Origin of the sequence: Neobacillus sp. OS1-2 (assembly GCF_030915505.1) — a bacterium.
Classification (GTDB): Bacteria; Bacillota; Bacilli; order Bacillales; family Cytobacillaceae; genus Neobacillus.
Genome location: NZ_CP133265.1, coordinates 3,786,803 through 3,809,917 on the forward strand (window position 1 = coordinate 3,786,803; position 23,115 = coordinate 3,809,917).

General features: G+C 38.0%; 18 protein-coding genes and 1 pseudogene. 12 read left to right on the plus strand and 7 right to left on the minus strand.

The genetic code is table 11. The features are described from left to right. Positions 1-23: 23 nt before the first annotated feature. Positions 24-1,259, minus strand: coding sequence for an MFS transporter (locus RCG19_RS18820; RefSeq protein WP_308108348.1), 1,236 nt, complete (start codon positions 1,257-1,259; stop codon positions 24-26). Positions 1,260-1,432: 173 nt separating this feature from the next. On the opposite strand from RCG19_RS18820, the gene RCG19_RS18825 reads away from it, so the two are divergent. After that, complete coding sequence (locus tag RCG19_RS18825; RefSeq protein WP_166242017.1) at positions 1,433-1,858, plus strand: MarR family winged helix-turn-helix transcriptional regulator; 426 nt, start codon at positions 1,433-1,435, stop codon at positions 1,856-1,858. Between the two features lie 82 nt (positions 1,859-1,940). Here the strand turns inward: RCG19_RS18825 and RCG19_RS18830 are convergent. Beyond that, positions 1,941-4,358 (minus strand): annotated as a pseudogene (locus RCG19_RS18830) (cytochrome P450); the annotation flags it as partial. Positions 4,359-4,767: 409 nt separating this feature from the next. Here RCG19_RS18830 and aspA point away from each other — a divergent pair. After that, on the plus strand, positions 4,768-6,186 hold the full coding sequence (gene aspA, locus RCG19_RS18835) for an aspartate ammonia-lyase (RefSeq protein ID WP_308108351.1): 1,419 nt from the start codon (positions 4,768-4,770) through the stop codon (positions 6,184-6,186). Between the two features lie 51 nt (positions 6,187-6,237). Here the strand turns inward: aspA and RCG19_RS18840 are convergent, their stop codons facing one another. After that, positions 6,238-6,579 carry a hypothetical protein gene (locus RCG19_RS18840; RefSeq protein WP_166242024.1) on the minus strand — a complete coding sequence of 114 codons (342 nt, stop codon included), beginning with the start codon at positions 6,577-6,579 and terminating at the stop codon, positions 6,238-6,240. 223 nt (positions 6,580-6,802) lie between these two features. Here RCG19_RS18840 and RCG19_RS18845 point away from each other — a divergent pair, with 223 nt between their 5' ends. Further along, positions 6,803-7,831 carry a VanW family protein gene (locus tag RCG19_RS18845; protein WP_308108352.1) on the plus strand — a complete coding sequence of 343 codons (1,029 nt, stop codon included), beginning with the start codon at positions 6,803-6,805 and terminating at the stop codon, positions 7,829-7,831. A 64-nt stretch (positions 7,832-7,895) separates the two neighbouring features. On the opposite strand, the gene RCG19_RS18850 is transcribed toward RCG19_RS18845, so the two are convergent. Further along, on the minus strand, positions 7,896-8,111 hold the full coding sequence (locus tag RCG19_RS18850) for a DnaJ-like cysteine-rich domain-containing protein (RefSeq protein ID WP_308108354.1): 216 nt from the start codon (positions 8,109-8,111) through the stop codon (positions 7,896-7,898). Positions 8,112-8,572: 461 nt separating this feature from the next. On the opposite strand from RCG19_RS18850, the gene RCG19_RS18855 reads away from it, so the two are divergent. Further along, positions 8,573-10,738: a YheC/YheD family protein gene (locus tag RCG19_RS18855; protein WP_308108355.1), complete on the plus strand. Its 2,166-nt coding sequence runs from the start codon at positions 8,573-8,575 to the stop codon at positions 10,736-10,738. A gap of 88 nt (positions 10,739-10,826) precedes the next feature. On the opposite strand, the gene RCG19_RS18860 is transcribed toward RCG19_RS18855, so the two are convergent. Further along, a complete protein-coding gene (locus RCG19_RS18860) occupies positions 10,827-12,056 on the minus strand; it encodes an ATP-grasp domain-containing protein (protein ID WP_308108356.1) in 1,230 nt (409 codons plus the stop codon). 242 nt (positions 12,057-12,298) lie between these two features. Between RCG19_RS18860 and RCG19_RS18865 the strand changes: the two genes are divergently transcribed. The 5 genes from RCG19_RS18865 to murF all read left to right on the plus strand — a co-directional run bounded on the left by RCG19_RS18865 (position 12,299) and on the right by murF (position 18,009). Further along, a complete protein-coding gene (locus RCG19_RS18865; RefSeq protein WP_308108358.1) occupies positions 12,299-13,678 on the plus strand; it encodes a Mur ligase family protein in 1,380 nt (459 codons plus the stop codon). Positions 13,679-13,785: 107 nt separating this feature from the next. After that, complete coding sequence (locus RCG19_RS18870) at positions 13,786-14,220, plus strand: hypothetical protein (protein WP_308108359.1); 435 nt, start codon at positions 13,786-13,788, stop codon at positions 14,218-14,220. Between the two features lie 139 nt (positions 14,221-14,359). Continuing rightward, a complete protein-coding gene (locus tag RCG19_RS18875) occupies positions 14,360-15,676 on the plus strand; it encodes a YheC/YheD family protein (RefSeq protein WP_308111030.1) in 1,317 nt (438 codons plus the stop codon). 75 nt (positions 15,677-15,751) lie between these two features. Further along, on the plus strand, positions 15,752-16,534 hold the full coding sequence (locus tag RCG19_RS18880; RefSeq protein WP_308108361.1) for a YheC/YheD family protein: 783 nt from the start codon (positions 15,752-15,754) through the stop codon (positions 16,532-16,534). Between the two features lie 86 nt (positions 16,535-16,620). After that, on the plus strand, positions 16,621-18,009 hold the full coding sequence (murF, locus tag RCG19_RS18885) for a UDP-N-acetylmuramoyl-tripeptide--D-alanyl-D-alanine ligase (RefSeq protein WP_308108362.1): 1,389 nt from the start codon (positions 16,621-16,623) through the stop codon (positions 18,007-18,009). Positions 18,010-18,084: 75 nt separating this feature from the next. On the opposite strand, the gene RCG19_RS18890 is transcribed toward murF, so the two are convergent. Next, positions 18,085-19,440 carry an NlpC/P60 family protein gene (locus RCG19_RS18890; RefSeq protein ID WP_308108363.1) on the minus strand — a complete coding sequence of 452 codons (1,356 nt, stop codon included), beginning with the start codon at positions 19,438-19,440 and terminating at the stop codon, positions 18,085-18,087. A 294-nt stretch (positions 19,441-19,734) separates the two neighbouring features. On the opposite strand from RCG19_RS18890, the gene RCG19_RS18895 reads away from it, so the two are divergent. The 3 genes from RCG19_RS18895 to RCG19_RS18905 all read left to right on the plus strand — a co-directional run bounded on the left by RCG19_RS18895 (position 19,735) and on the right by RCG19_RS18905 (position 22,235). Beyond that, a complete protein-coding gene (locus RCG19_RS18895) occupies positions 19,735-20,082 on the plus strand; it encodes a PadR family transcriptional regulator (RefSeq protein ID WP_308108364.1) in 348 nt (115 codons plus the stop codon). After that, positions 20,063-20,701, plus strand: a complete 639-nt coding sequence (locus tag RCG19_RS18900) for an HAAS signaling domain-containing protein (RefSeq protein ID WP_308108365.1) — start codon at positions 20,063-20,065, stop codon at positions 20,699-20,701. Before RCG19_RS18895 ends, RCG19_RS18900 begins: the two co-directional genes overlap by 20 nt. Before the next feature lie 70 nt (positions 20,702-20,771). Then, complete coding sequence (locus RCG19_RS18905; RefSeq protein WP_308108367.1) at positions 20,772-22,235, plus strand: DUF4153 domain-containing protein; 1,464 nt, start codon at positions 20,772-20,774, stop codon at positions 22,233-22,235. A gap of 102 nt (positions 22,236-22,337) precedes the next feature. On the opposite strand, the gene RCG19_RS18910 is transcribed toward RCG19_RS18905, so the two are convergent. Beyond that, entirely contained in the window at positions 22,338-23,096 is a 759-nt protein-coding gene (locus RCG19_RS18910; RefSeq protein ID WP_308108368.1) for a YheC/YheD family protein, read from the minus strand. Between the last annotated feature and the right edge of the window lie 19 nt (positions 23,097-23,115).

Sequence of the window (23,115 nt, forward strand, 5' to 3'; positions counted from 1 at the left end):
GCACTGGCAGATCCTTTAAATAATTAATGACCCATTTCGGCATCATCAACATGCTTAACGTGTTTATTGTTAATGAAAATAAAGAGAACGGAGAGTAGGACAAAACTGCCTCCGACAATGAATGGAACAGAAGGGTTAAAAATTTCCGCTAGTTTTCCGGCCATGAATGGGGCAATAGCACCCCCGATAAAGCGGAGAAAACTATAGGCAGCTGATGCGGTTGAACGCTCAACAGGTGCTGCATTCATCACTGCGGTGGTAATCAATGTATTATTATTCCCCAGTAATGCACCTGCAGCAATAACCGCCGCAATGACTACCCATTGGGTTGAGGTCCAAATTCCCATAGCGAAAAGAAGCAGGGCAAACAAAATTAACATTGCGCACATCGATTTAATCGTTCCAAACCGTTGCTGAAGTTTCGGAGCCATGAAAACAGAAGTAACGGCTAGCAAGATGCCCCATCCCAGGAATACGAATCCGAGCCCATGTTCATCTAATCCCATAACAAATGGTGCATAGGCAAGCAAAGTGAAAAAGCCAATATTGTATAGGGCTGCAGTGATTCCGAAAATAAGCAATGACCGGTGTTTAAGGGCACGGAACGGGTCTAATAAAGACGTCTTTGATTGTTTACCTTTTTGTTGGACAGCCTTGGGCATTAATAAAAATAACCCGAGGAAGGCTACGACCATCAGGGCGGCAACGCCAAGGAACGGGCCCCTCCATGTCATCGCACCTAACCAGCCCCCGAGTAACGGTCCGACTGAAATGCCAAGACCAATCGCCGCTTCATATAAAATAATCGCCTTCGCAGTGCCGCTTGTTGAAAGAGAGACAATGGCAGCTAATGCTGTTGCGACAAACAAAGCATTTCCTAATCCCCAACCGCCACGAAGACTGACAAGTGTCCAAATACCGTTTGATAATCCTCCAAGTGCAGAAAATACGGCAATAATCACAATTCCGGCGAGGAGTGTCCACTTAATCCCTATCCTTGATGAAATCGTACCTGTAATAAGCATCGCAACAGCCATTACTGCATTATAACTGGTGAAAAGTAATGTAACCTGACTATGGGATGCATGCAATTGTTCGGCTATTGCCGGTAAAATAGGGTCAACAAGGCCAATCCCCATAAAGGCAATAATAGAGGCAAAAAAAACAGCCCAAATTGCCTTTGGCTGTGCAAATAAGCTACCGTTTATTTCTGGAGTAGAATGGATCTTTGGTGGTGCTGTTGTTGGTTTTGACGACATAAGCATTTCTCCTTTTTTACTTTTTGAAAAATAGTTGTATAATGAAACTATATAATTGTATTATACAACTATTTTCCACTACGTCAATAGTGGTTTCTTCTTGGTCACCTTTATAAGTGGAATGATTATGGTATGATAATTTAAAGAAAACGTTTAACAATGAGGTGAAAAAAATGAATGATGAAGCTTTGGAAACGATTGAACTGGAACTTGCAATCTTAATAAGACGAACTACGGCCGTTAGTACTAATAAAAAGCTTTGGAATCTTGACAGGTCAGCTTATTTGCTGCTTCGCAGAATAGTGACAAAAGGGGCAGTTGGCGTAAAGACTTTGGCTGGCGAGTTCGGTTTAGATATATCCACCATTAGCAGACAAACAGCCGCTTTAGAGCATAAGGGTTTTTTAACCAGAATCCCGGATCCGTTAGATGGAAGGGCTTATTCTTTTCAAATAACGGAACAAGGAACGAAGGAATTAAACGATCATAAACAGGCTCGTTTGGAGAGAATAGCGGAACTATTAGGTGATTGGCCAGAAGAAGAAAGGGAAATATTCGGTCAACTTTTAAAAAAATTTAATCTGGCTTTTCGGGTGTAAACATTTTTCACGGTTTAAAAAAGAAATGCCCAAAGCTTGTAAAGAACCGAATTTTGGGCACCACATTTATTGATTATTGTACCTTTAATGGAGATAAAAGCTCGATAAATCTTTCAAATGAAAGCTCACAAGCCGGGTATTTTTCTAATAAATCAAGCATCGAAATATTTTTTTTGACCACATTTAACTCATATTCCTGTTCATTGAGTAGCATTTCTAATTCTCGTTTATGCGGTGGACAGACAGTAAATTCCACAAGTTCGTGAAGCTGCGATTGTGTGACAGTTTCCTGTAGGTTTACACTAAACTTTAGTAAATCCCATGTACGGACAGGAAAATTAAGTGGTAGATGGGTGATTGCTTCACGGTCCCCGCTAATAATTAGATGTTCATTTTGCTCTAATGCAAAGCGTTTTAATACACGTTCTACTAACTCTGATGAATTCTGCGCCAGTACTGCGGGTATAACAGCCTTAGAAGAAGCCACGGCTACTGAGGCTGTCTCCTGCTCCCCTGTTACGAATTGAACCGTTAAGGATTTGCCAGTATGATTAGCGAGATCATCGACTTCTATACCGAAAGCATGAAATACCTTGGGCCATAAAAGGTCATGCCAGTTCTCAAACTGCTTCTCAAAGTCACTGCTTGCATCACCTTGTCCTTTTTGTACCAAGCGGGTAGCCCCTTTTTCAGTCAGTTTTTCATCAATGAAATTAGGAATGCTTTGGTAGGTACTTGCCCAATTCGTATCACCGCAGCCAAAAACAGCGTACTTTACTCCAGTAAGGACTTCTGAATCTTCCTCTTTTAACCACTTTACAAATTTACGGGCATTTTTTGGCGCATTTCCATTATAGGATGCCGTAATAATGAAAACTGCTCCATCTTTTGGCAGCCTGCCCACATATTCATCAAGTGGTGCCACTTCACACTGGAAACCCTTGAATCGAGCTATCAAGGCAATATCCCTGGCAATCCCCTCGGCAGTTCCCATATTTGATCCATATAACACAAGAAGTGGTGTGTTATGGGCTTGTACGATTGTTTGATTCATTTCTATTGATTGTATTCCGTGCAAATCTTTCGCATTGTTACTTTCATCCTGTGTTAATGGAACAGAGGAATGGGATTCACGTGGACGAACTTGCATCGTTAGTTTTTCTGGTTTTAATGTCAGGGTTTCTTTTATCTTAAGTTGGTAATTTGTATGATCGACCAATTCAAAGTGTTTTAAAATCATTCCGAGTAAAAGTGTTGCCTCGTGCATGGCGAATTGCTGCCCGATACAGGCACGCTGGCCATTGCCGAATGGTTTGTAGGCATGATGTGGTACTTTTTTGGGATCCTCAAATCTTTCAGGTTTAAATTCTTCTACATCATCACCCCATGCATTCGGATCACGGTGCAATTTGGGGAGCAGAATATTGACAACATCTCTCCTTTTAAGTGGATATTTCCCCGCTAATACGGTGTCCTCCTTGGCGTACAAGGAAAATAGTGGTGCAGTTGGCCAAAGTCTTAGAGATTCATTTAGGATCATCCGGACGTATTTTAATTGGCGCACCTGCTGGTAAGTTGGAATCGGCCCTGTGAGGACACGGTCAACTTCCTCGTAAGCCTTTGTTAATTTCTCAGGGTGCTTCATAAGAAAATATAGTGCGAATGAAAGTAATCCACTTGTTGTCTCATGTCCGGCAATCAAAAAGGTAATAATTTGATAGCGGATATTTTCATCACTTAACTTTTCCCCGGTTACTGGATCTGCACAATCAAGCATCCGGGAAAGAAGATCATCGCCGTCATGGTCATCACTTGATTTTCGTTCTTCAATGATGCGGTCGACGAGGGAAAACATGTATTGAATATCCCGATTAAACTGGCGTTTTTTCTTCACCATCAGTTTATCTTGAACCCCAAGGCGATTACTTTGGTTCATGGCCTCATCTAGAGCACGCCCCATAGATTTAATAAAACGATGGGGTTTTTCCCGGTAAAAACTGTTAAAGCGATAATTGAAGCCGCATAATCCTATTGTATCTAACGTAAGTCTTGTCATATCCTCCGGGACATCAATACTTTCGTCAGAGTTTAACCGTGACCATTTTTGGATGAGCTGAAGGGCGATGTCAACCATCATCGAATGATACCCTTTCATGGCACTTTGGCTAAAGCTGGGCAGAAGGATATTATGAGCTTTTTGCCAATTTTCTTCTTTCGTCCAGCTTGTAAACAGACCATCCCCGGAGAAAGAGCGAACTTTCTGTAAAGGGGCGTTGACAAGTTTATCAAATCGGGATTCATCGGATGCATCTTCTACTAATTCTGCTGAGGAAATAAAAATTCCAGTACCAGTAGGGAATTTAAGTTTAAAAATGGGTCCATATTCATAGGCAAGTTTCATGATCGACTGTGATGGTTGTTCTAGGTCTAGTTGTGGAAGATTGCCAAGCGGGCCATATGTTTTTGGTTGTGGTATGGAATCAATGGCTGTGGTCAACATGTAATGATTAATCCTTCCTTTCGTAACCTAATCCTTAAGTTTTTAAAATTTACAATATTGAAATAATATTTGTAAATGATTATAACACGGATATAGTATTAATATAAGATAGTGGAGAATTAAAAAATTAGACAAAGTTCAACAATTTATTCATATTCGACAACATTAGACAGGATTAAAACCATGGAATCGCGCGAAAGCGGTTACAACTACTGTTGCCTTGTTATGATGATTAAACATGTTGAAAGGTTATTTCCAATCACTCGAGTAAAATGAATAGGGTGGATTATTATTTCAACAGAGTAATTTCGCTTTTCGGCAGTGAAATGGAAGACAGAAGGGGATATAACTGCTATTATTTTGTATGAGCATCATGGTTTTTCAATAAAAGAGTGGGAGACGAAAGCTAATGGACACAATAAGAATCGAACAAGACTTTTTAGGGAAGAAAGAGATACCGTCAGATGTATATTATGGAATTCAAACATTAAGGGCGGTTGAAAATTTCCCTATAACTGGCTATCGAATTCATGAAGAGTTAATTAAAGCGCTCGCAATGGTAAAAAAAGCAGCGGCAATTGCCAATATGAATACTACTCGCTTGTATAGCGGACTGGGAAATGTCATGTGCCAGGCGACTGATGAAATAATAGAAGGAAAGTGGCATGACCAATTCATTGTTGACCCGATTCAAGGCGGGGCAGGGACGTCGATGAACATGAATGCAAATGAAGTAATTGCGAACCGTGCCCTTGAGTTACTTGGACACGAAAAAGGAGCCTATAACCATTTAAGTCCAAATAGTCATGTAAATATGTCACAATCAACAAATGATGTATTTCCGACAGCTATTCACATCGCTACACTTAACTTACTTGAGAAGCTGCTAATGACTATGGAGGATATGCATAAGGTTTTCAAAGGCAAAGCGAAACAGTTTGAAAACGTTATCAAAATGGGGCGCACCCATCTCCAAGATGCGGTACCAATCCGGTTAGGTCAAGAGTTCGAAGCCTACTCCAGAGTACTTGAACGAGATATGAAACGGATTTCACAGTCTAAGTCCCATTTATATGAAGTAAATATGGGGGCAACAGCGGTTGGAACAGGTTTAAATGCAGATCCGAAATATATTAAAGATGTCGTCATACAGTTAGCAGAAATTAGCGGGCTGCCATTAGTGAATGCTGAACATCTTGTTGATGCAACACAAAATACTGATGCTTATACGGAGGTTTCAGCCTCACTTAAAGTTTGTATGATGAATATGTCAAAAATAGCAAATGACCTCCGCATGATGGCATCCGGCCCCCGTGCAGGACTAGGCGAAATTTCCCTGCCTGCTCGTCAACCGGGTTCATCCATCATGCCGGGGAAAGTAAATCCCGTTATGCCGGAACTAATTAATCAAATTGCCTTCCAGGTAATTGGAAACGACCATACCATCTGCCTTGCTTCTGAAGCAGGCCAGCTCGAATTAAATGTGATGGAGCCTGTACTAGTGTTTAATTTACTGCAATCCATTAGTATTATGAACAATGGTTTCCGGTCATTTACCGATTTCTGTTTGGCAGGAATTGAGGCAAATGAGGCTCGTTTAAAGGAATATGTAGAAAAAAGCGTAGGCATTATCACAGCTGTCAATCCACACCTAGGATACGAAGTCGCAGCACGAATTGCAAGGGAAGCCACCATTAGCGGCAGGTCAGTTCGCGAACTATGTCTTCAGCATGACGTTCTTACTGAAGAAGAGTTAGATCTTATTTTAAATATTTATGAAATGACCAAGCCTGGAATTGCCGGTGCGGCTCTTTTAGATCAAGACTAAAATGGAAAAATGAAAAAAGGGCGAATTTCCCTTTTTTCATTTTTTTACGTCCTATTTCTTTTCCTTCTTTTTATCGCTTTTTCCTTCTTTAAGGGATCGGTATATTTGCGTATACATACTTCCTTGTTCGATGTATTCAAGGAAGAAGGAACCAATTAGTTCTTTATATTCCTCATCCTCAAACATTTTTCTGTTTTGTAATTCCATTTCTGCTAAACCATCGTAGGTAGAAAGCAGTGCATATGTATGATCTTTACCGGAAACAGGGGTCAAGATCTCCAATTTATGATCATAATTTTCATTTCGGAATTTTTTCAATTCCTTTAAATTTTCAATACCCTCCTTAAATTTTTCCTGCTTTATGACAAACGTCTGATAAACATAAACAGACATTTTCGCACCTCCCAAAATTGACAAATCTATTCAATACTATTTACTAATTCCTAAAAATTATTCATTGTCCAAACTGGGTATTTTCCTTTTATCGGTTTTATTGGAAGGAAAGTGGAAGCGAAATATGGAATAGAATAGGAGAATAATATGAAACGAATTCCATTTGAAATCGTCCAATAGTATATTCAGGTTATGAAATAAATAAAAGAAAAGTTGGGGGAAAATGATAAAGTTTACTAGGTTACTAATCATTTTATTATCAGGCAGTTTAGTCGGGTTAACAGGATGTTCGGAACAATCGACGAAAGAAAACGAGGGAAAGGCAAAAGCAAAAACATCTGAACAGCAGCAGGTCATGGAAAAAGAGAAAAAAGAAATGGAAGAAAAGAAAAAGGAAGAAGAGAGGAGAAAACTAGAGGAGGCAAAGCCAGTTTACGTCAACATTATTGATCCGAATACAAAAAACATTGTTAAAACCTTCAATACAAAGGATTTAGGATTTGGAAAAGATGCTGAAGGATATAAAGTGGAAATAGCAACCTTGACGAGAGAACTTGCACGAGGAACGAAAGAAACACCAGGTTATGATAAAAGGATGATGCTTGATAAGCTGGATGCAAATGGTCAAGTGATACCAGGTACACCACAAACCATTCTAGATGAATCAGAGTTAGCTAATAAGATCTTCCAGGTTTCTGCTAAAGGAGGGGATGTGGAGATCCCCTTATATGTTACCACGAGCGGCTATAAACCTGAGGAGGCTGCACAACTCGGAGAAGTGGTGATCGCTACATTTACTACCTATTTTAAAAGTGGGGTGGCAGGAAGAAACAAAAATATATCCTTATCCGCTGAAGCAATCAATAATATTATTGTTGGTGTCGGAGATTCATTTTCCTTTAATACAACTGTGGGGCCAAGTGATCAAGAGCATGGCTATCAACCTGCGCAAGAAATTGTTGATGGAAAATTGGTTGATGGGATTGGTGGAGGTATTTGTCAAACATCTTCAACCCTTTTTAATGCCATTGACAAATTAGCGGTAAATTATATTGAAAGAAATCATCACTCACTACCGGTAGGCTATGTGCCGACAGGAAGAGATGCAACTGTTTCGTATGGCGGTAAGGATTTTAGATTTAAAAATACAACAGGAGTTCCGTTACTTTTAAAAGCAATTGTAAATAAAGGCTCTATAACAGTAGAGGTTAGGACAGCAAAAGTCTATCAAAGTCTGATTAAAAAGAGGTAAACACAAAAAATCCCTTCATTGAAGGGATTTTCATATTCCAGCTCCAGGGCTGCTTGCGCTTTTCCTATTGCATTTCTTCCCAATCCGTATAATGACCGCTGCCTTGACAGCCCGGACATTCGAACGAATTAAAGTAGGCAAATTCATTATAAGGATACACGGTATAGCCCCGTCCCTGACAATCAGGGCATTTGCCTTGATCTTTCATATTGGTCACATGATTTTGGTACCTTGTCTCTTTCCATTGATTAAATGAGTTGAGTAGACCCACTTTCTTCACCTCATCTTTTTCCTTAGTATGGGGGAAAAATGGAATAATTATGCTTGCATCTTTCATTTTTATAAAGGGAACTCGTTTACAGGTAAAAGCATTTTTGAGGGAAAATATTATTATGTGATAATATTTTATGACAAATAACGGGATTTTGTGTGCATTGGATCGGAATTATTGAAAAAAATTCGCGGACAATCCATTAAAAGACAAAAGAACAATCTGAAAAAGAAATAATCTAAAAAAAATAGTGGCGACAATTTATCGTCACTATTTTTTATAAAAGGATAAGAAGGTTCCACTCTTTCCACCCCCTCAAACTACATTTTACTGAAGTGTCAATTTCCGGGATATTCCATAAGCTAATTATAAAACAAATACCACTATAGTAAACTCTTGTCCGTTACAAATGGATGTGGAATTGAATGTAATGTAAAAGGTTTTAAAGATTAAATAAAGGAGATCAATCAATGACATTGATAGGAATGTTACATCACCGTAAAGACCCCAAAACTGTCATAAAGTCCTATGCCTATGCGGCAGTCGCTAAAGCAGAAGGAGCAAAGTTTTTCTACTTTTCTCCTGGCTCAGTGAATTTTGTTAACAGTACCATTAGAGGGAAAGTGTATGAAAACGGCAAATGGATAGTGAGAATGATGCCTTTCCCAGATGTCATCTACAATGCGGGAAGTCCTGAGAAATTAGCTAATTCAAAGGAGATTATTCAAAGGTTAAAGGAAAAAATCCCCTTTACTACACATTCAATCGGTAACAAATGGAATATAAATGAACGATTAAAAGAAGCGAAAGAGTTCGCAAACTACTTAATTCCGACCGAAATTGTTATAAATACAGAGCATTTTTTCAAATTTGTAATGGCATTTGAAAAGGTTGTATTTAAACCGATTGATGGCAGAAAAGGAAAAGGAATCTATTTCATTTCATTAAGTGAAAATGGCTTTTTGGTAAAGAAGGATTCTGATAGTATTTCCTACTCAAAACAACAACTAAATGATCTTATAGAGGCAAAACTTGCAACTGGAACTTATATAATTCAACCGTATATCCAATCAATGACCAAATCCGGTCAAGTCTTTGACTTCAGACTTCATGTTCAGAAAGATGGGGAAGGGAAATGGGTAATTACCACCATCTATCCGCGAATTGCTCCAATGGGATCCATTATTGCCAATATTAACAATGGCGGCTTTACCAATTATTTAGACCCCTTTTTAGAACAGGAATTTAAAGAAGACGCGTTTAATATTAAACGAACACTAGAGCATTTTTCCTTGTCTTTGGCCAATCATTTGGATGAGCTTCAAATGATTCAATATGGGGAAGTCATTGACGAAATTGGCGTGGATGTTGGATTAGATCAGAACTCTAAACTATGGATATATGAGGTAAATTGGCGACCGGGTTGTCCGCCTGCCTTTTATTTGGAGTTGGATGTAGTGATAAACACGATTAAATATGCCATGTTTCTAGCAAAGAACCAACATACGATTACAAAAAATATAAGCGCTTTAAAGCAGCGAAAAATGGAGGGAAAAAAGGAAATTCCCATTATCGCCATTACAGGAAGTGCTGGAAAGACAACGACCAAAGCCTTCGTTGCATCCATTTTAGCGAAGAAGTGGAATATATTTGAATCAAAGGATTATTGGAACACAACAGAACATACGAAAAAGCATGCGGCAGAAATCAATCCTGCTCATGAAGCCATTGTGTTAGAGTATGGGATGGCCTATCCCGGTGTCATTACTGAACATTGTAGCATTATCCAGCCTAATATTAGTATTGTGACAAATATTGGCCTTGCCCATGTGGGTAATTTTGGCGGTGATATTTCAAAGGTGGCCCATGCAAAATCAGAATTAATTCATGGGATGGATCAAAATGGAGTTCTATTTCTAAACAAGGATGATCCTAATTCAAGTTTATTAGAAACCCAAAATTTTAAGGGAAAAATTATTACCATCGGTGTCAATTCAGACGCAGACTACCGTGCCTATGATGTTAAATATAATGATACAGGGATGAATTTTAAAATGATGCTTCAAGGGCAGGAAATATCACTTTTCATTCCTATTTTGGGGGAGCATCATGTATACAATGCTCTAAATGCCATTGCTGTTGCAGATTACTTAGGTTTCGCGCCTTTGGAAATAAAATTGGGGCTTCTCTTTAGAAAGCCGCCACGAAGATTGACCATATATAACTGCCGGGATAATATTACTCTGATAGATGATACCGTTCACTCCCACCCTCAAGGGGTTAGAGCGGCAATCGATGTACTTTCCAATATTGGAAGGCATCGGAAAATAGCAATTATTGGACAAATGAGGGAATTAGGAGACTTAAGAGAAGAAGAATATCGTAAAGTCGGAGAATATGTAGTTGATAAAGAAATAGATATTTTCATCACATACGGATTTCGAACAGAGGAAATGGGAGTACACGCAAAAGTAAAGGGTTTCCCATCTAATAATGTTTACCATTTCACTAACAAGGATGAATTAAATCAGTTATTAGGAAAGATGATTAGGAAAGATGATACCATTTTAGTAAAAGGGGCAAGTAAGACAAATATGTTTGATATCGTGAAGTTTTTAGATCAAACATTTAGCTGAATTTCTTCATTAGCCAAATGGTTATGAGTGAACAAAAGTTTCAATAAAAAAAGATTCCGGCACCTAACCGGAATTTTTTTGTCCTTTATTATTCTGTTTTTTCGTCAACCAGATGGAACGTAATCTCGCTTGCTGCATTTTTTGCGAGACGTTTAGCTTCTTCTAAACTTGCTCCTGTTGCAATCACATAGGCATATCTATGACCCATTGACAATGGTGGAGTTAGCTTAGTTCCCTTTTTAGGCTTCACGTAAACTTTAATTATTCCCGGAGATTGTTTTGCCTTCTTTTTTCCAGTAACTTTTTCTAATATTCCCTTTTTCGAAACGATAAGATGCTGTGTGAATACATAATTGGAAAACCTCGGTATTAATGATGGACTCTTTCCTAAATATAATTTAAGGGTTTCCTCTACTAAATTAAACCCAAATGCCGCTAAAATCATTTCATTCATTGCACCCCCGGAAATTCTCGGGTTAATTTCGATCAGTTTCCAGCCGTCATTTGTTAAACGTAATTCCAGGTGAAGGGCACCATTCTTTATTCCAAATTGTTCCATGATAGATTGCAGGACCTGTTCAATTCCTCCTTTGATCTGATTGGGGACATCCGCATGCACACCATAACCTGTAATGATAAATCTTTTACCCTGGGTAATTTCTTGTTCGATAATCCCGGCAATCATAATCTGGTTGTTATATATGAGTGCCTCGACTAAATATTGGTTTCCATCGATATATTCTTCAATAATAATGGTTTCGTCTGGATTCTTTTCTTGCAGTTTTACGAACTGTTTTTCTAAGTGTTCTTTTGTTTCCACGAATAGCACGTCTTTAGAACCTGTTGATTTCGAGGATTTCATAATGACTGGGAATGTAAGCTTTTCGTCTATTGTTTCAAATGGAATCGGATTACCTTGTGTAATAATGAGAAATTCAGGCGTATAAGGTTGATCCTTTAGAAAAAATCTTGTCCCCTCCTTATTTTCCATTTTTGCAATAGCTTCAGATGATGTATGATTCTGACAAAATTCATCGCTTAGAACGGAGGCACTATGAACATTAGAATCAATAAAACTGACTATGATCTTTATATCCTTACCTTTTAATCTTAACTTCTTAATTTCAACCTTCATTTCTGAAAGATTATTCGTATCAACAAAAATCATCTCATGCACATCAGGGTACTCTTTCCTTTGTTCCAATTGCTTTTCCTTATTTGTGAAAACAACTGTAAAGTATCCCAACCGTTCAGCTGCTTTGACTGCTTCTCTACTTGAGCCAGATTTATTTGTACCTATAAAGACAATCGTTTTCAAACAGTTCCACTCCCTACATAAGCTTCGATCAAACAACCTGTTATATATTTATGATACAGGCCGTTTTTTGTATGGTTATCTATCATGTAGGAACTAATTAAATGCAATTAACTGCGTAATCAACCTCCGGAAATATAATTTTGTGACAGAATACTTAAATGCCTCCACTACTGGTTAATCGTACAAGCAACAAGAGTAATAAAAACATACTATGTCGAAAGTGAAAGGAGTGAAAAATCACAATGAAGCCCCTCTCTGTTAGGCAAATAAGAACAACTATCGCAGGTGAATTAATTCAAGGGTCGGATCATGTGATTATTCATTTTGGTGCTTATCGTCTCAAACAAATTAAGAAATCACATACGATTCTTTTTTCAAGTAAGAAGATCATTAATTGGGAAGGTCTAAGAAGATTTTTCCCTTTAGTACTTGTAACAGATCAGGTGTTTAGCAAAAATGGACAATCAGAGGATTTGACCGTAATAAAAGTAAATAATATGGAAGAAGCATATTGGAAATTTGTTCATTACTATCGCAGCCTGTTTCAAATTCCTGTGGTTGCAATTACAGGGACATCTGGAAAGACCACGACAAAAGAAATGATCAGGCATATTCTCTCTGCAGACAAAAACGTCACTTCTACTAACAGTAGTAATAATTCACGAACTGCACATTTACATTACCTCCTTAGCATTGATGACGATACAGAGGCAGCTGTCTTTGAAACAGCAGTGGGTGAGCCAGGGGATGTACGAAATGCAGGTCAATATTTCAAACCCACAATTGGAATTATTACGAATATAGGTGCGCACCACCTGAATTATTGTAAAACGCTCGAAGCCTATATTCATGCAAAGGGAGAAATGGTAAGTGCCCTCAATAATGCAGGCCTACTTATTTTAAATGCAGAGGATGCAAATAGTAAAAAGTTAGATTTAAAGAATTTTAAAGGACGGATCATAAAAGTAGGAATCGATTTGTCTTGTCATTATAAAGCTAACGATATTCGATATTGTAAGGATGGAATGCAATTTATTCTCCAATACGAAGAAAATACTTATCCGATGTTTGTACCGGGATTTGGTGTACATCAAGTGTATAATGCGCTAGCCGCAATTGCAGCAGTTCATGAAATAGGAGTTGATTTTCCTAAAATTGCGGATAGATTGAAAACTTTTCAAAATTTAAATAAGCATCTTCAAGTGTTTGAAGGGATTAATGGATCGACCATTTTGGATGATACGTGGAGTATGACCACTACATCATTGGAAGCAGCTCTCAATGTGTTAAATGAACTTGGCAAAACGAAAAAAAGAGTGGCTGTATTAGGGACGATCACAGATTTAGGCTCCTGGGGATATATTATTCATGAGAAGGCCGGTGAAATAGTAAGTGAGAAAGGTGTGGATGTTCTCATTACAATCGGCGAGCACGCACGCATCATGGCTGAACAGGCAGTGAAAAAAGGCTTGAACGGACAGGTCTATTCATTTAAGAATAGTCCCCTGGCCTATGAGCTTTTATCAAGAATTGCTGATGACAAGACCATTGTCCTTATAAAGGGGGATATGTACAGCCAGGCAATTATTGAATTAGCGGCTAAATTGCGGAAAAAGAAATAGCTCCTTTTTCCTTCGAAAATATTATTACTTAAAATGGACAAACTGCTGTGCCGCATTATTCATGCTATTAATATATTAAAGTATCTTAAGAAAAGGGGGGATAATAAATGGGTGTACTTTGTCCTTGTGGGGTAAATGTCAATGGGTTTTCATTGAATAATAATGTTACATTCACTGGTCAGACTGGAACGGTTGAAGGAAACTTGCTTTACATCGGTGATGTTTGTGTCGCTACTCTTGGAACTTCGTCACTATCATTATCATTTACAGATACGGAAACACCAGGTGAAAACAGCTTCGTTTTTATTGCAAATGCAATCACTTCTGTTACCTGTAAACAGGAGGGGCAGAACTGTGTAGTGACAGTTGCCGGTACTGGATTAGTGAACGATGTACAATTTCCTTTTGAAGCTGTGTTTAGAGACCAGGTTGCTACGGCCGAAAATGATGACGTACAAAGTTTTGTCATCACAGGGTTCTTTGATCAAAATGGTGCAGCGCCTGTTCCTCAAGGTTCCATTACTGCATTAGGTTGTCAGTAATTGTCCTGTTCATGAATCTCTCGGTGAAGTTTTGCCGGGGGATTTTTATATTTTTCTCCTAGTATGCTATCAAAATCCAAGAAAGAAATCTATAGATGAATAGTATAGGGTATGAACAATTAAGAGGGGTGGGATTTTGGTGGCCAGCAGCGGCCGGATAGGCCAGTATAGAATATTACATTCTGAAAAAAAATTATCTAAACATTTGTTAGAAACTGAATTATTTTCGAAAGCTTCATTATTTACATTTTTAGAAAAATATAAAGCGATCGTCATAAAACCGGCTTTTGGCCGAGGGGAAATCTGTATATCCACGGAACATAATCATTATAAGATTTTCTCGATGGCGAAGCTTACGGTCTTAATGAACAAAGAAGACCTTTATCAACATCTGGTTCGTCATGAATTAACTGAAAAACATCATATCATTCAGCCTGGAAAATCCCAGTCTTGCTTCCTCAAGAGCCCTTTCCAATATTTCGTCACAGTTCACCGGAAATTACCTTCCGCTGAGTGGCTCTATGTATCCAAGACGGAGAAGATTCGCTCTGTGACAGGAAAGTATTTTTATATGTATTTTTTTAAAAAAATCGAGAGCATAGCTATTTTAGCAGCAGAACGGCTCGGAGAATCTTTTCCAGAATGTAATACGATTGTGATTGAAATCGCTTATGACTTAAAAGGAGGGATATGGATCCAAGATACGGTTTTGCATTTTCCTAAAAGTAAGTGGAGCCAGTTCAATACACTTAATATAAATAGTACTCTTTCTTCCTTTTTACCAAATACGGATTTATTCAGTAAAGTTACTCTTTCTCATTTTCTGCAGAAATATAATGACGTCATTATTAAGCCTTGTGTCGGTCAGGAAGGCCGAGGGATTCTAAAGGTTACCTCGGACAATCAGCTTACGTATGCAATCTATGTTGGAAGAAAGAAAATCTTGAAGGCGAACTTCGAGGAAACGTATCATTTTATTGAGGAACAACTTTTACCAAGAAAGTATTATATTGTTCAGCAAACCCTACCACTCGCGTCGATTGATGGGTGTCCACTTGATGTAAGAGTTATTGTTCAAACATATGATTCAACCTGGCATGTGACTGGGAAAATTGTGAAAGTCGCTGCTCAAGATTTCTTTGTTACGAATATAGCCCAGAAACTACTATCACTGGAAGAGGCTATTCGAGACGCAAACATATTGAATAAAAATAAAGAAACACTTGAATCGGAAATGGAGGCCACATGTATTACTGCCGCTTGTCAGCTTGAAGCTAACCTTCCAGGGAAGAATATCATTGGATTTGACATAGGCTTCACCCCACAAGGTGATATTTGGATCATTGAAGGAAATTATCACCCCAATCTTTCAATGTTTTATCGGCTAGAAGACCGGGATATGTATATGAATATATTAAGAGCGAAAAGGATGCGAGGTATCTCGATTTCTGATTGATCCCATTCCCATCCACACAAAGTTTCAAACCAAGCATATAATTTACCATAATCAGTTACTTATGAGGTGAATTTCGTGAACGAAAACCTAGGGAAATGGAAACAAAGTTTGTTATTGCAACAAAATCCGGTAACAGCCAAATATACTCCAGAAACAACTATATATAGTCTTGAAAACCTAGTAGATTTTATTTGTCGTTATGAGTTTGTCTATGTTAAGCACAATTCAACCGGGCAAGGTAGAGCCATTTATAAAGTTTACAAAAGAAAAGACGGGCAATATTGCTTTACCGGTTTTACCATGCAAGGTGAACCAATCCATAAATGTGTTACAGCAATAGAGGATTTCCACCAGCTTTTGCATCCATTTACCAAATTTGGGAGATTAAGCGGGACCTATATTATTCAAGAGGGGGTAAAGAGTTGGCTTCAGAATGGACAGCCTTTTAGCATTCGCGTTCATGTTCAGAATCTAGAAGGAGAGTGGGTGATAGGAGGAATGTATGGCAAGATTGGTATAGCAGAAACAAAGGATCATGGGATTGCCAATACCCATCGGGGGGCATATGTACGATCGATGGAAGAATTATTGATGCTCCATTCAAAAATGGATGATTCAACGAAAATGGATGTCATAAATTGTTTAAAGGAAGTCTCTATCAAAGCAGCGGAAGTAATTGCAACCTATTTCCCAAACAGGGAATATGGGATTGATTTTGGGTTAAATCGTGAAGGAAATCCTAGGTTATTTGAGGTAAACACAGCTCCAGGAATCGGAGGATTTGCCCGCATTGAAGATAAGACGATTTGGAAACGAATTGTGGCGATTCGGAAATTACAGGAAAAAGCTGATTCGTAAGTCTGCTAAAGGTAAGGAATCGCATCAATACCCAAACATGTATTATTTGATTTTCATACGATATTGAGAAGAAAGGAGCGATGTTTTTGCAACCTTTACTAGTGAAAGACATTCGAAAATTACTACAAGGTGAATTAATTAACGGTTCAGAACTTTGGAAAGTAAGGGATGCCATTTATTATAATCGGCATGAACTGACGAAGCGGCGTACTTTAATGTTTGTTAGCAGAGGTGGTACAGTAAACTGGAATGAAATTAATAATAAGGGGCCATCTCTTGTTATTACAGATCTACCTGCAACAGAACTGGAAAATGCTCTGCCGGAAACGACTGTCATAAAAGTAAATAGTCTTGTCCAAGCATACTGGAAATTTATTGAGTATTATCGAAGTCTTTTTGCGATACCTGTCGTTACAATAACGGGTACATGCGGGAAAACAACAACGAAAGATATGATAAAACATATTTTAAGTAAAGATTGGAATGTTCAGGCTTCCGAAAGCAGCAAGAATGAACCACGAAGATCCTTTCCATACTTAATGGGGATTAATGAAAAAACAGATGCTGCCGTTTTTGAGCATGGATTGGGCAATTCGGGTAATATTAAGCATCAGTGTATGATTTATCAGCCTACAATCGGAATTATTACCAATATCGGTGTTCATCATTTAGATGGATGTAAAAATCTTGAGGGATATATAAGGGCTAAATCAGAAATAGTGGAGGGTATAAGGAAAGGCGGAACCTTAATATTAAATGCGGATGATGAGAATACCCAAAAAGTTTCTTTACAATCCTTCAAAGGAAAGGTTATTTATGTTGGAGTAAAAAGGCAATGTGATTTTAGAGCTTCTAATATCAAGTTTGCCAATCGTGGAATGGATTTTACGCTACAAGTTAATGATAAAACCTATGAAGCTTTTATAGCAGGATATGGTGAACACCAAGTATATAACGCTCTTGCTGCACTCGCAGCTGTCCACGAGATGGGAATGACGATTGAAGAAGCAATTACTCGTCTTGGAACTTATCAAAATATGACTAGACATCTGGAATTTTTTAATGGTAAAGGCGGAAGCACAATCATTGATGATACATGGACAATTAATCCTACTTCAATCGAGGCGGCACTAAAGGTCCTTGATTCTATCGGACATGGGAAAAATGTTATTCTAGTATTAGGTAATATTAATAGATTGGGAAACTTTGAAAAGAAATATCATCGTGAAATTGGTACTATGGTGGCTAAAAGGAACATCCACACTTTAATTACAATCGGAAATAAAGCTGAAGAAATTGCAAGGCAAGCGAGGCAGGACGGAAGCATGGCGGATATTCATATGTTTAAAGATGTTAATGGGCTTAAAGAGGTCTTGGATCCAATCCTTGATAGTAATGCAATTCTGCTTATTAAAGGACCAATGTCAAGCAGATCCATGATAGACTTTGCAAACAGTTTAAAACAGGATCATTAGTCAATGAGAAAAAGCATTCGATGCCATATCGCATCGAATGCTTTTCATTATTTCTTCCACTATTATAAATAATAATTAAAGAACACGTCTTGCCGTAACATAATTGTTCTTAGCCCAAACAGTGTCCAGACTTTCTTTCACTAAACTGCCGGAAGTAGAGAGTGAAAGAAATTGGTTTTCGCCCATATAGATTCCTGTTTGCGTAATCTTTGACCCGCTATTATCTGTAGAGAAGAATAGGAGGTCACCCTTTTGCAAATTAGCCTTTTGAACAGCTGTACCTATTTGCGCTTGTTGACTTGCTAGTTTATATTTTAAATCAATCCCTTGATTTTTATAGACATAGTAAGTAAATCCGGCACCTGTAAATGTTAAGGCACTCTCATTGTAGGTATAGCCAAATTTAGCTTTCCCAACCAAGCTCGAAGCAAAATCGACAATTTTATCTGCCGGTAATGTACTTGCTATTGGCTGTGTCACTACTGGTGCACTACTTTCTGAAAAAACACGTTTTGCCGTAATATAATGTTGGTTATAATAATCAACGAACAGTACTCTAGTCAAGATGCCGTTTGAATTTGGTACAATAATTCTGTGATCACCCGCATAAATGGCTACTGTTGACGGTGTGCTTGAACCTATTGAACCATTAAAGAAGATCAAATCACCTTTCTTTAAATCTTCACGTGAAACGGTTGTGCCGAGCTTCATTTGTTCTTTTATATTTGTTGTTCCTAGAGTAACGCCATTTGTTTTATAAACATAGTTAACAAAGCCTGTACCAGTAAATTTCATGGCGTTTTCATCATTCACACTGCCCATGGTTACTTTACTCATTAAATTATATGCTTGTTCAACGATTGTTTCCCCCTTTGTTGCTGGGTTAGAAGGGAGTAATGTTGGTAATACTCTTCGGGCCGTTACGTAATTGTCTTTATAATAGGGCTTGCTATTTAAATCTGAAATGACAATATTTTGTTGCGGGTCTGCCATATGGATGACTTTATTATCACCAATATACATTGCAACATGATCGGGATCAGTGCCAGTTGATTTACTTCTAAAGAAAAGTAAATCCCCCTTTTGTAATTGATCTCTTGCAACATAGGTACCTTGTTGCATCATATAATCTTCATTGTACGTTGCAAGATCTACACCGTTTTGTTCAAATATATACATAAGAAAAGAAGCACATGAAAATTTATAAGGGTAAGTTGGCTTGTACACGGAATTACTGTAGGTAGCCTTCCCTATTAAACTCTTACCAGTTTGGATTAACTGATCGGCCTTTGCTTCAACTGCTTGTTGGTTATTTTGCGGATTAACCGTTGCCGCTGAGACTTTTATTGGATTTATAGCGATTGGGCCAGCCAAAAAAGTACCTAAACCAATTGAGACTGCTAGTGTTGTTGTAACCAAACGTTTTTTCATAGGTTACCTCCTAAGGTAGTTTACTTATTCTTAGGTTTGAGTTTACCATATAAAAGCGACTGGTTTTTGTGGGAAAATATTCCGCCCTCCTTTGTTACAGGAGCAAAGACCATGCTCGTAAAGGCTTTTGCGGATAACTTTACAGTTTGGTTACAAAGGATCGAAGTGCTCCTATTCATATGCGGATGGGAGGAGCACAAAGGATTTTATAAAAAAATGGCATTTTCTGCTTTACAATGCCACAAAATAATTGTAGAATTTCTATGTACCTAAAATACCTAGGTAGGTGAAAAAATGTTTAACCGTGAATTGGTCAAAGGCAGCACATCGTTAATCTTACTCCAATTATTAAACGAGCGGGATATGTATGGCTATGAACTAGTGAAAGAGCTTGAACAGCGAAGTGATCATGGTTTGAGCGTGAAAGAGGGGACCTTGTATCCGGCACTTCATAAGCTTGAGAAGCAAGAGTATATCGAATGTTATTGGCAGGAGCAGGAAAAGGGCCCAGCACGCAAGTATTACCAGATTACCAATGCCGGAAAAGATTTATTAGATGAAAAAACGCGTGAATGGCAGGATTTCGTTAAGGTAATGAACAAGGTGATTGGGAGATCGAAGCATGGAACGGCAGAAGAATAGGTTTCTTGAAGAATTGGCCAAGGGTCTTGGAAATCATCAGGATAAAGAGGAAATTCTCCTTGAATACGCATCGCATATTGATGAAATTATAATTGAATTCTATGAATGTTCGAACGAAGAGGAATTGCTGGAGCGGATTGTGTCAAGGCTTGGATCCCCTGATGAGATAGCAGAATTATGGAAAGAAGAGCTTTCCGTAACTCCGAGTAATATGAAATGGCTGTTTATTCTCTTGAATATCCTTTTTTTTGGTGGAGGAAGTTTACTAACACTTGCCCATAATCTCTATCAATGGCAATGGTTAAACACTATTTGGCGATATTTAACGACAATCCCTACCTTAATTGCTTTTTTGTATATGTTTTTTTGGGCATTACTTGGCTACGAAATTGGTAGAGGGTTTGGACACGGTGGGAGAAGACTTCTCAAGAAGACCTTCCTATTATCGCTCATTCCCAATTTAATCTTAATGGTTTTAACCGTTTTTCAAATAATCCCACATTCGTGGTTCGCCCCATTACTGACAAAAACGTTTATTATTGCTTGTATCATATTTACTTTTTTCCTTTACCCTATAAGCTGGATTGGCTACCGCTGGGGGCGAAGGGCTTCGATATAAGCAGTTTTTTTTGCCTATATACCTAGTAAAACTATATATATAGAAAATCTACTTAAAAGAGGGATGAAAGATGGAAACGAAAATTGGCAAAAGGGATGGACTCTTTTTATTTTTATGTTTGCTTCTCGGAATCGTAGCGGAAGAATCATTTTTTCGCGGGCAAATCGGGATTTCATATTTGATATTTATCATCGCTTTTTATTCAGTTTTTTACCTGCGGTACCGCGGTTATCCATTTTCACATCAACGATTTGGCTACCTTGTCCTTTGTTGTATTTGGCTCCTTTCAGCAAGCTATTTTTTAAATAATAATATGCTGTTTTACGGGCTAAATATTATGGTGATTCCCGGCTTGGTTATTTTTCACTTAGTATTAGTCACGAGCCCAAAAAGTTTTCAATGGAGTCAACCTATTTTTGTTTCCTACCTATTTTCTAGGCTGTTAGACGCACTGAAGTACAATGCAGTGATTGCTGCCTATTTAGGCAAAGGGATAAAAGGTAGTGTAAACGAAGATAAATTACTTATTTGGAAAAAGGTTTTAATTGGTGTGGTCATTTCCGTTCCAGTACTGGCTGTAGTCCTAAGACTTTTAATGACAGCTGATTCAAAGTTTGAGCAGATTCTTGGGGGCATTCCTAATTGGTTTCGAGTGGTTGACACCGAAAGTTTTATCAGAATCATCTTTATACTTATCGCTACAGCGGCAATATTTTGTCTGCTGCAGGTTTTGTTACAGAAACAAATTAAAGTCATGAAGCAGGAGGCAAGTTTACATCACTTCCAAAAGCTTGACCCGATTATTACCATAACTGTGCTGGTCTTAATCAATATCGTTTATATCTTATTCACCCTGGTACAATTCAAGTATTTCTTTAGCGGCACTTTACAGGGTGATCTGACGTACGCGGAGTATGCAAGAAAAGGGTTTTTTGAACTCTTGTTTGTCACGATGATTAATTTGTCAATCACCATCGTTGTGGTAACTTTCGGTGATCGGGGGAAAATTGGTATACAGCGCTTTACGCAGCTTATGCTTACTATTCTTATCCTATCTAGTGGAGTGATGCTTAGTTCGGCATTTTTGCGATTAAGTCTTTATGAGGATGCATATGGATTTACCTTTACGAGGGTGCTAGTCCATTCATTTATGATTTTCCTTGTGGTCATCTTTATCTATACCTTGGTGAAAATTTGGGTTGAAAAATTATCGTTAGTTCATTTTTATTTTATCATCACATTAATTTACTATACTGCCATAACCGTTATCGATTTAGATAAAATTGTTGTAAAGGAAAATATGAATCGTTTCGAACATACTGGGAAAGTTGATGTTCACTATTTAAACAGTTTGTCGCCAACAGGTGTCCTTGGATTGATTGACCTGTACGAAAAGGGTAAGAATATTCCGGAGTTGCAAACGATATTACTTGAGAGGCAAAAGGAGGCAAATAGTGAAAGTCTCCCATGGCAGTCGTATAACTTAAAAAGAGAGCAGACTGCAGATAAACTGAAAAAGTTACAACTGCAGTAGTGGATGCTTTGGACAATAAGAACTCCATACAAATAAGGTATGGGGTTCTTATTTCATTCAACTTTTGACCACTTTTTGTTAGGTAAGGTTCCTTTTCATGATTCATTTTCGATTAAGACGATTTTTCTTAATTTGATTCACAACTGATTTATCCTCTAGATGATAGAAAAATTTGATACTTGGTCTCATGTTGACTTCGAAAATCCATACCTCGCCAGATGGATCGATACCAATATCAATTCCGCATTCCTTCAGCCAATCATGTTCAGCATGAAAAACTCTTCCTGCTTCAAGACAAAGTAGTTCGATTTTTTCTTCTACAACTCTCGCCTCCTGTTGGTTCATGTGTAGATGCAGTAGGAGAAGCTCACGAATGGGTAACGCTCTTGCTCCGCGATTCCGATTGACGATCCCATCTTCCTGGTTACCAAGTTTACCAAGCATTCCTCCTAAAACCCATTGATCCTTCACATATTGAATGTGAACACGAACTCCCAATGCTTGTCCATCAGCTGTGAAACTGGATATACCTTGTTGAATAATATAGTTTGGAAGTGATTTTTGAATATGGTTTGAGTAAAGAAAGGTCAAGACTTCTTCCATGTTGAAACATTCTTTATCCATCTTTGAACCCGTATTGGTATAGCCGTTTATGGAGTAAATTCCATTACTATTTTTACTAATCCGAATGACTCCTTTTCCTTCTCTTCCTCCAATCGGTTTTACATAAACAAAGGATGAACGGTTCAAAAATTCTTGTAATACATCTTCACTAAAAACCTCTGTTTCTGGGAAATTTCGAGATGTGAGTGGATTTTGTTTTAATCTCACAGCCTGTTCCCACTTATTAATCTGATGCACCTAAAATTCACCTCAATTC

What these genes read in the sequence shown, in the direction of transcription:
- RCG19_RS18820 (WP_308108348.1), bottom strand. Translation starts at nt 1,259, where the DNA reads ATGTCGTCAAAACCAACAACAGCACCACCAAAGATCCATTCTACTCCA.
- RCG19_RS18825 (WP_166242017.1), top strand. Translation starts at nt 1,433, where the DNA reads ATGAATGATGAAGCTTTGGAAACGATTGAACTGGAACTTGCAATCTTA.
- aspA (WP_308108351.1), top strand. Translation starts at nt 4,768, where the DNA reads ATGGACACAATAAGAATCGAACAAGACTTTTTAGGGAAGAAAGAGATA.
- RCG19_RS18840 (WP_166242024.1), bottom strand. Translation starts at nt 6,579, where the DNA reads ATGTCTGTTTATGTTTATCAGACGTTTGTCATAAAGCAGGAAAAATTT.
- RCG19_RS18845 (WP_308108352.1), top strand. Translation starts at nt 6,803, where the DNA reads ATGATAAAGTTTACTAGGTTACTAATCATTTTATTATCAGGCAGTTTA.
- RCG19_RS18855 (WP_308108355.1), top strand. Translation starts at nt 8,573, where the DNA reads ATGACATTGATAGGAATGTTACATCACCGTAAAGACCCCAAAACTGTC.
- RCG19_RS18865 (WP_308108358.1), top strand. Translation starts at nt 12,299, where the DNA reads ATGAAGCCCCTCTCTGTTAGGCAAATAAGAACAACTATCGCAGGTGAA.
- RCG19_RS18870 (WP_308108359.1), top strand. Translation starts at nt 13,786, where the DNA reads ATGGGTGTACTTTGTCCTTGTGGGGTAAATGTCAATGGGTTTTCATTG.
- RCG19_RS18890 (WP_308108363.1), bottom strand. Translation starts at nt 19,440, where the DNA reads ATGAAAAAACGTTTGGTTACAACAACACTAGCAGTCTCAATTGGTTTA.
- RCG19_RS18895 (WP_308108364.1), top strand. Translation starts at nt 19,735, where the DNA reads ATGTTTAACCGTGAATTGGTCAAAGGCAGCACATCGTTAATCTTACTC.
- RCG19_RS18900 (WP_308108365.1), top strand. Translation starts at nt 20,063, where the DNA reads ATGGAACGGCAGAAGAATAGGTTTCTTGAAGAATTGGCCAAGGGTCTT.
- RCG19_RS18905 (WP_308108367.1), top strand. Translation starts at nt 20,772, where the DNA reads ATGGAAACGAAAATTGGCAAAAGGGATGGACTCTTTTTATTTTTATGT.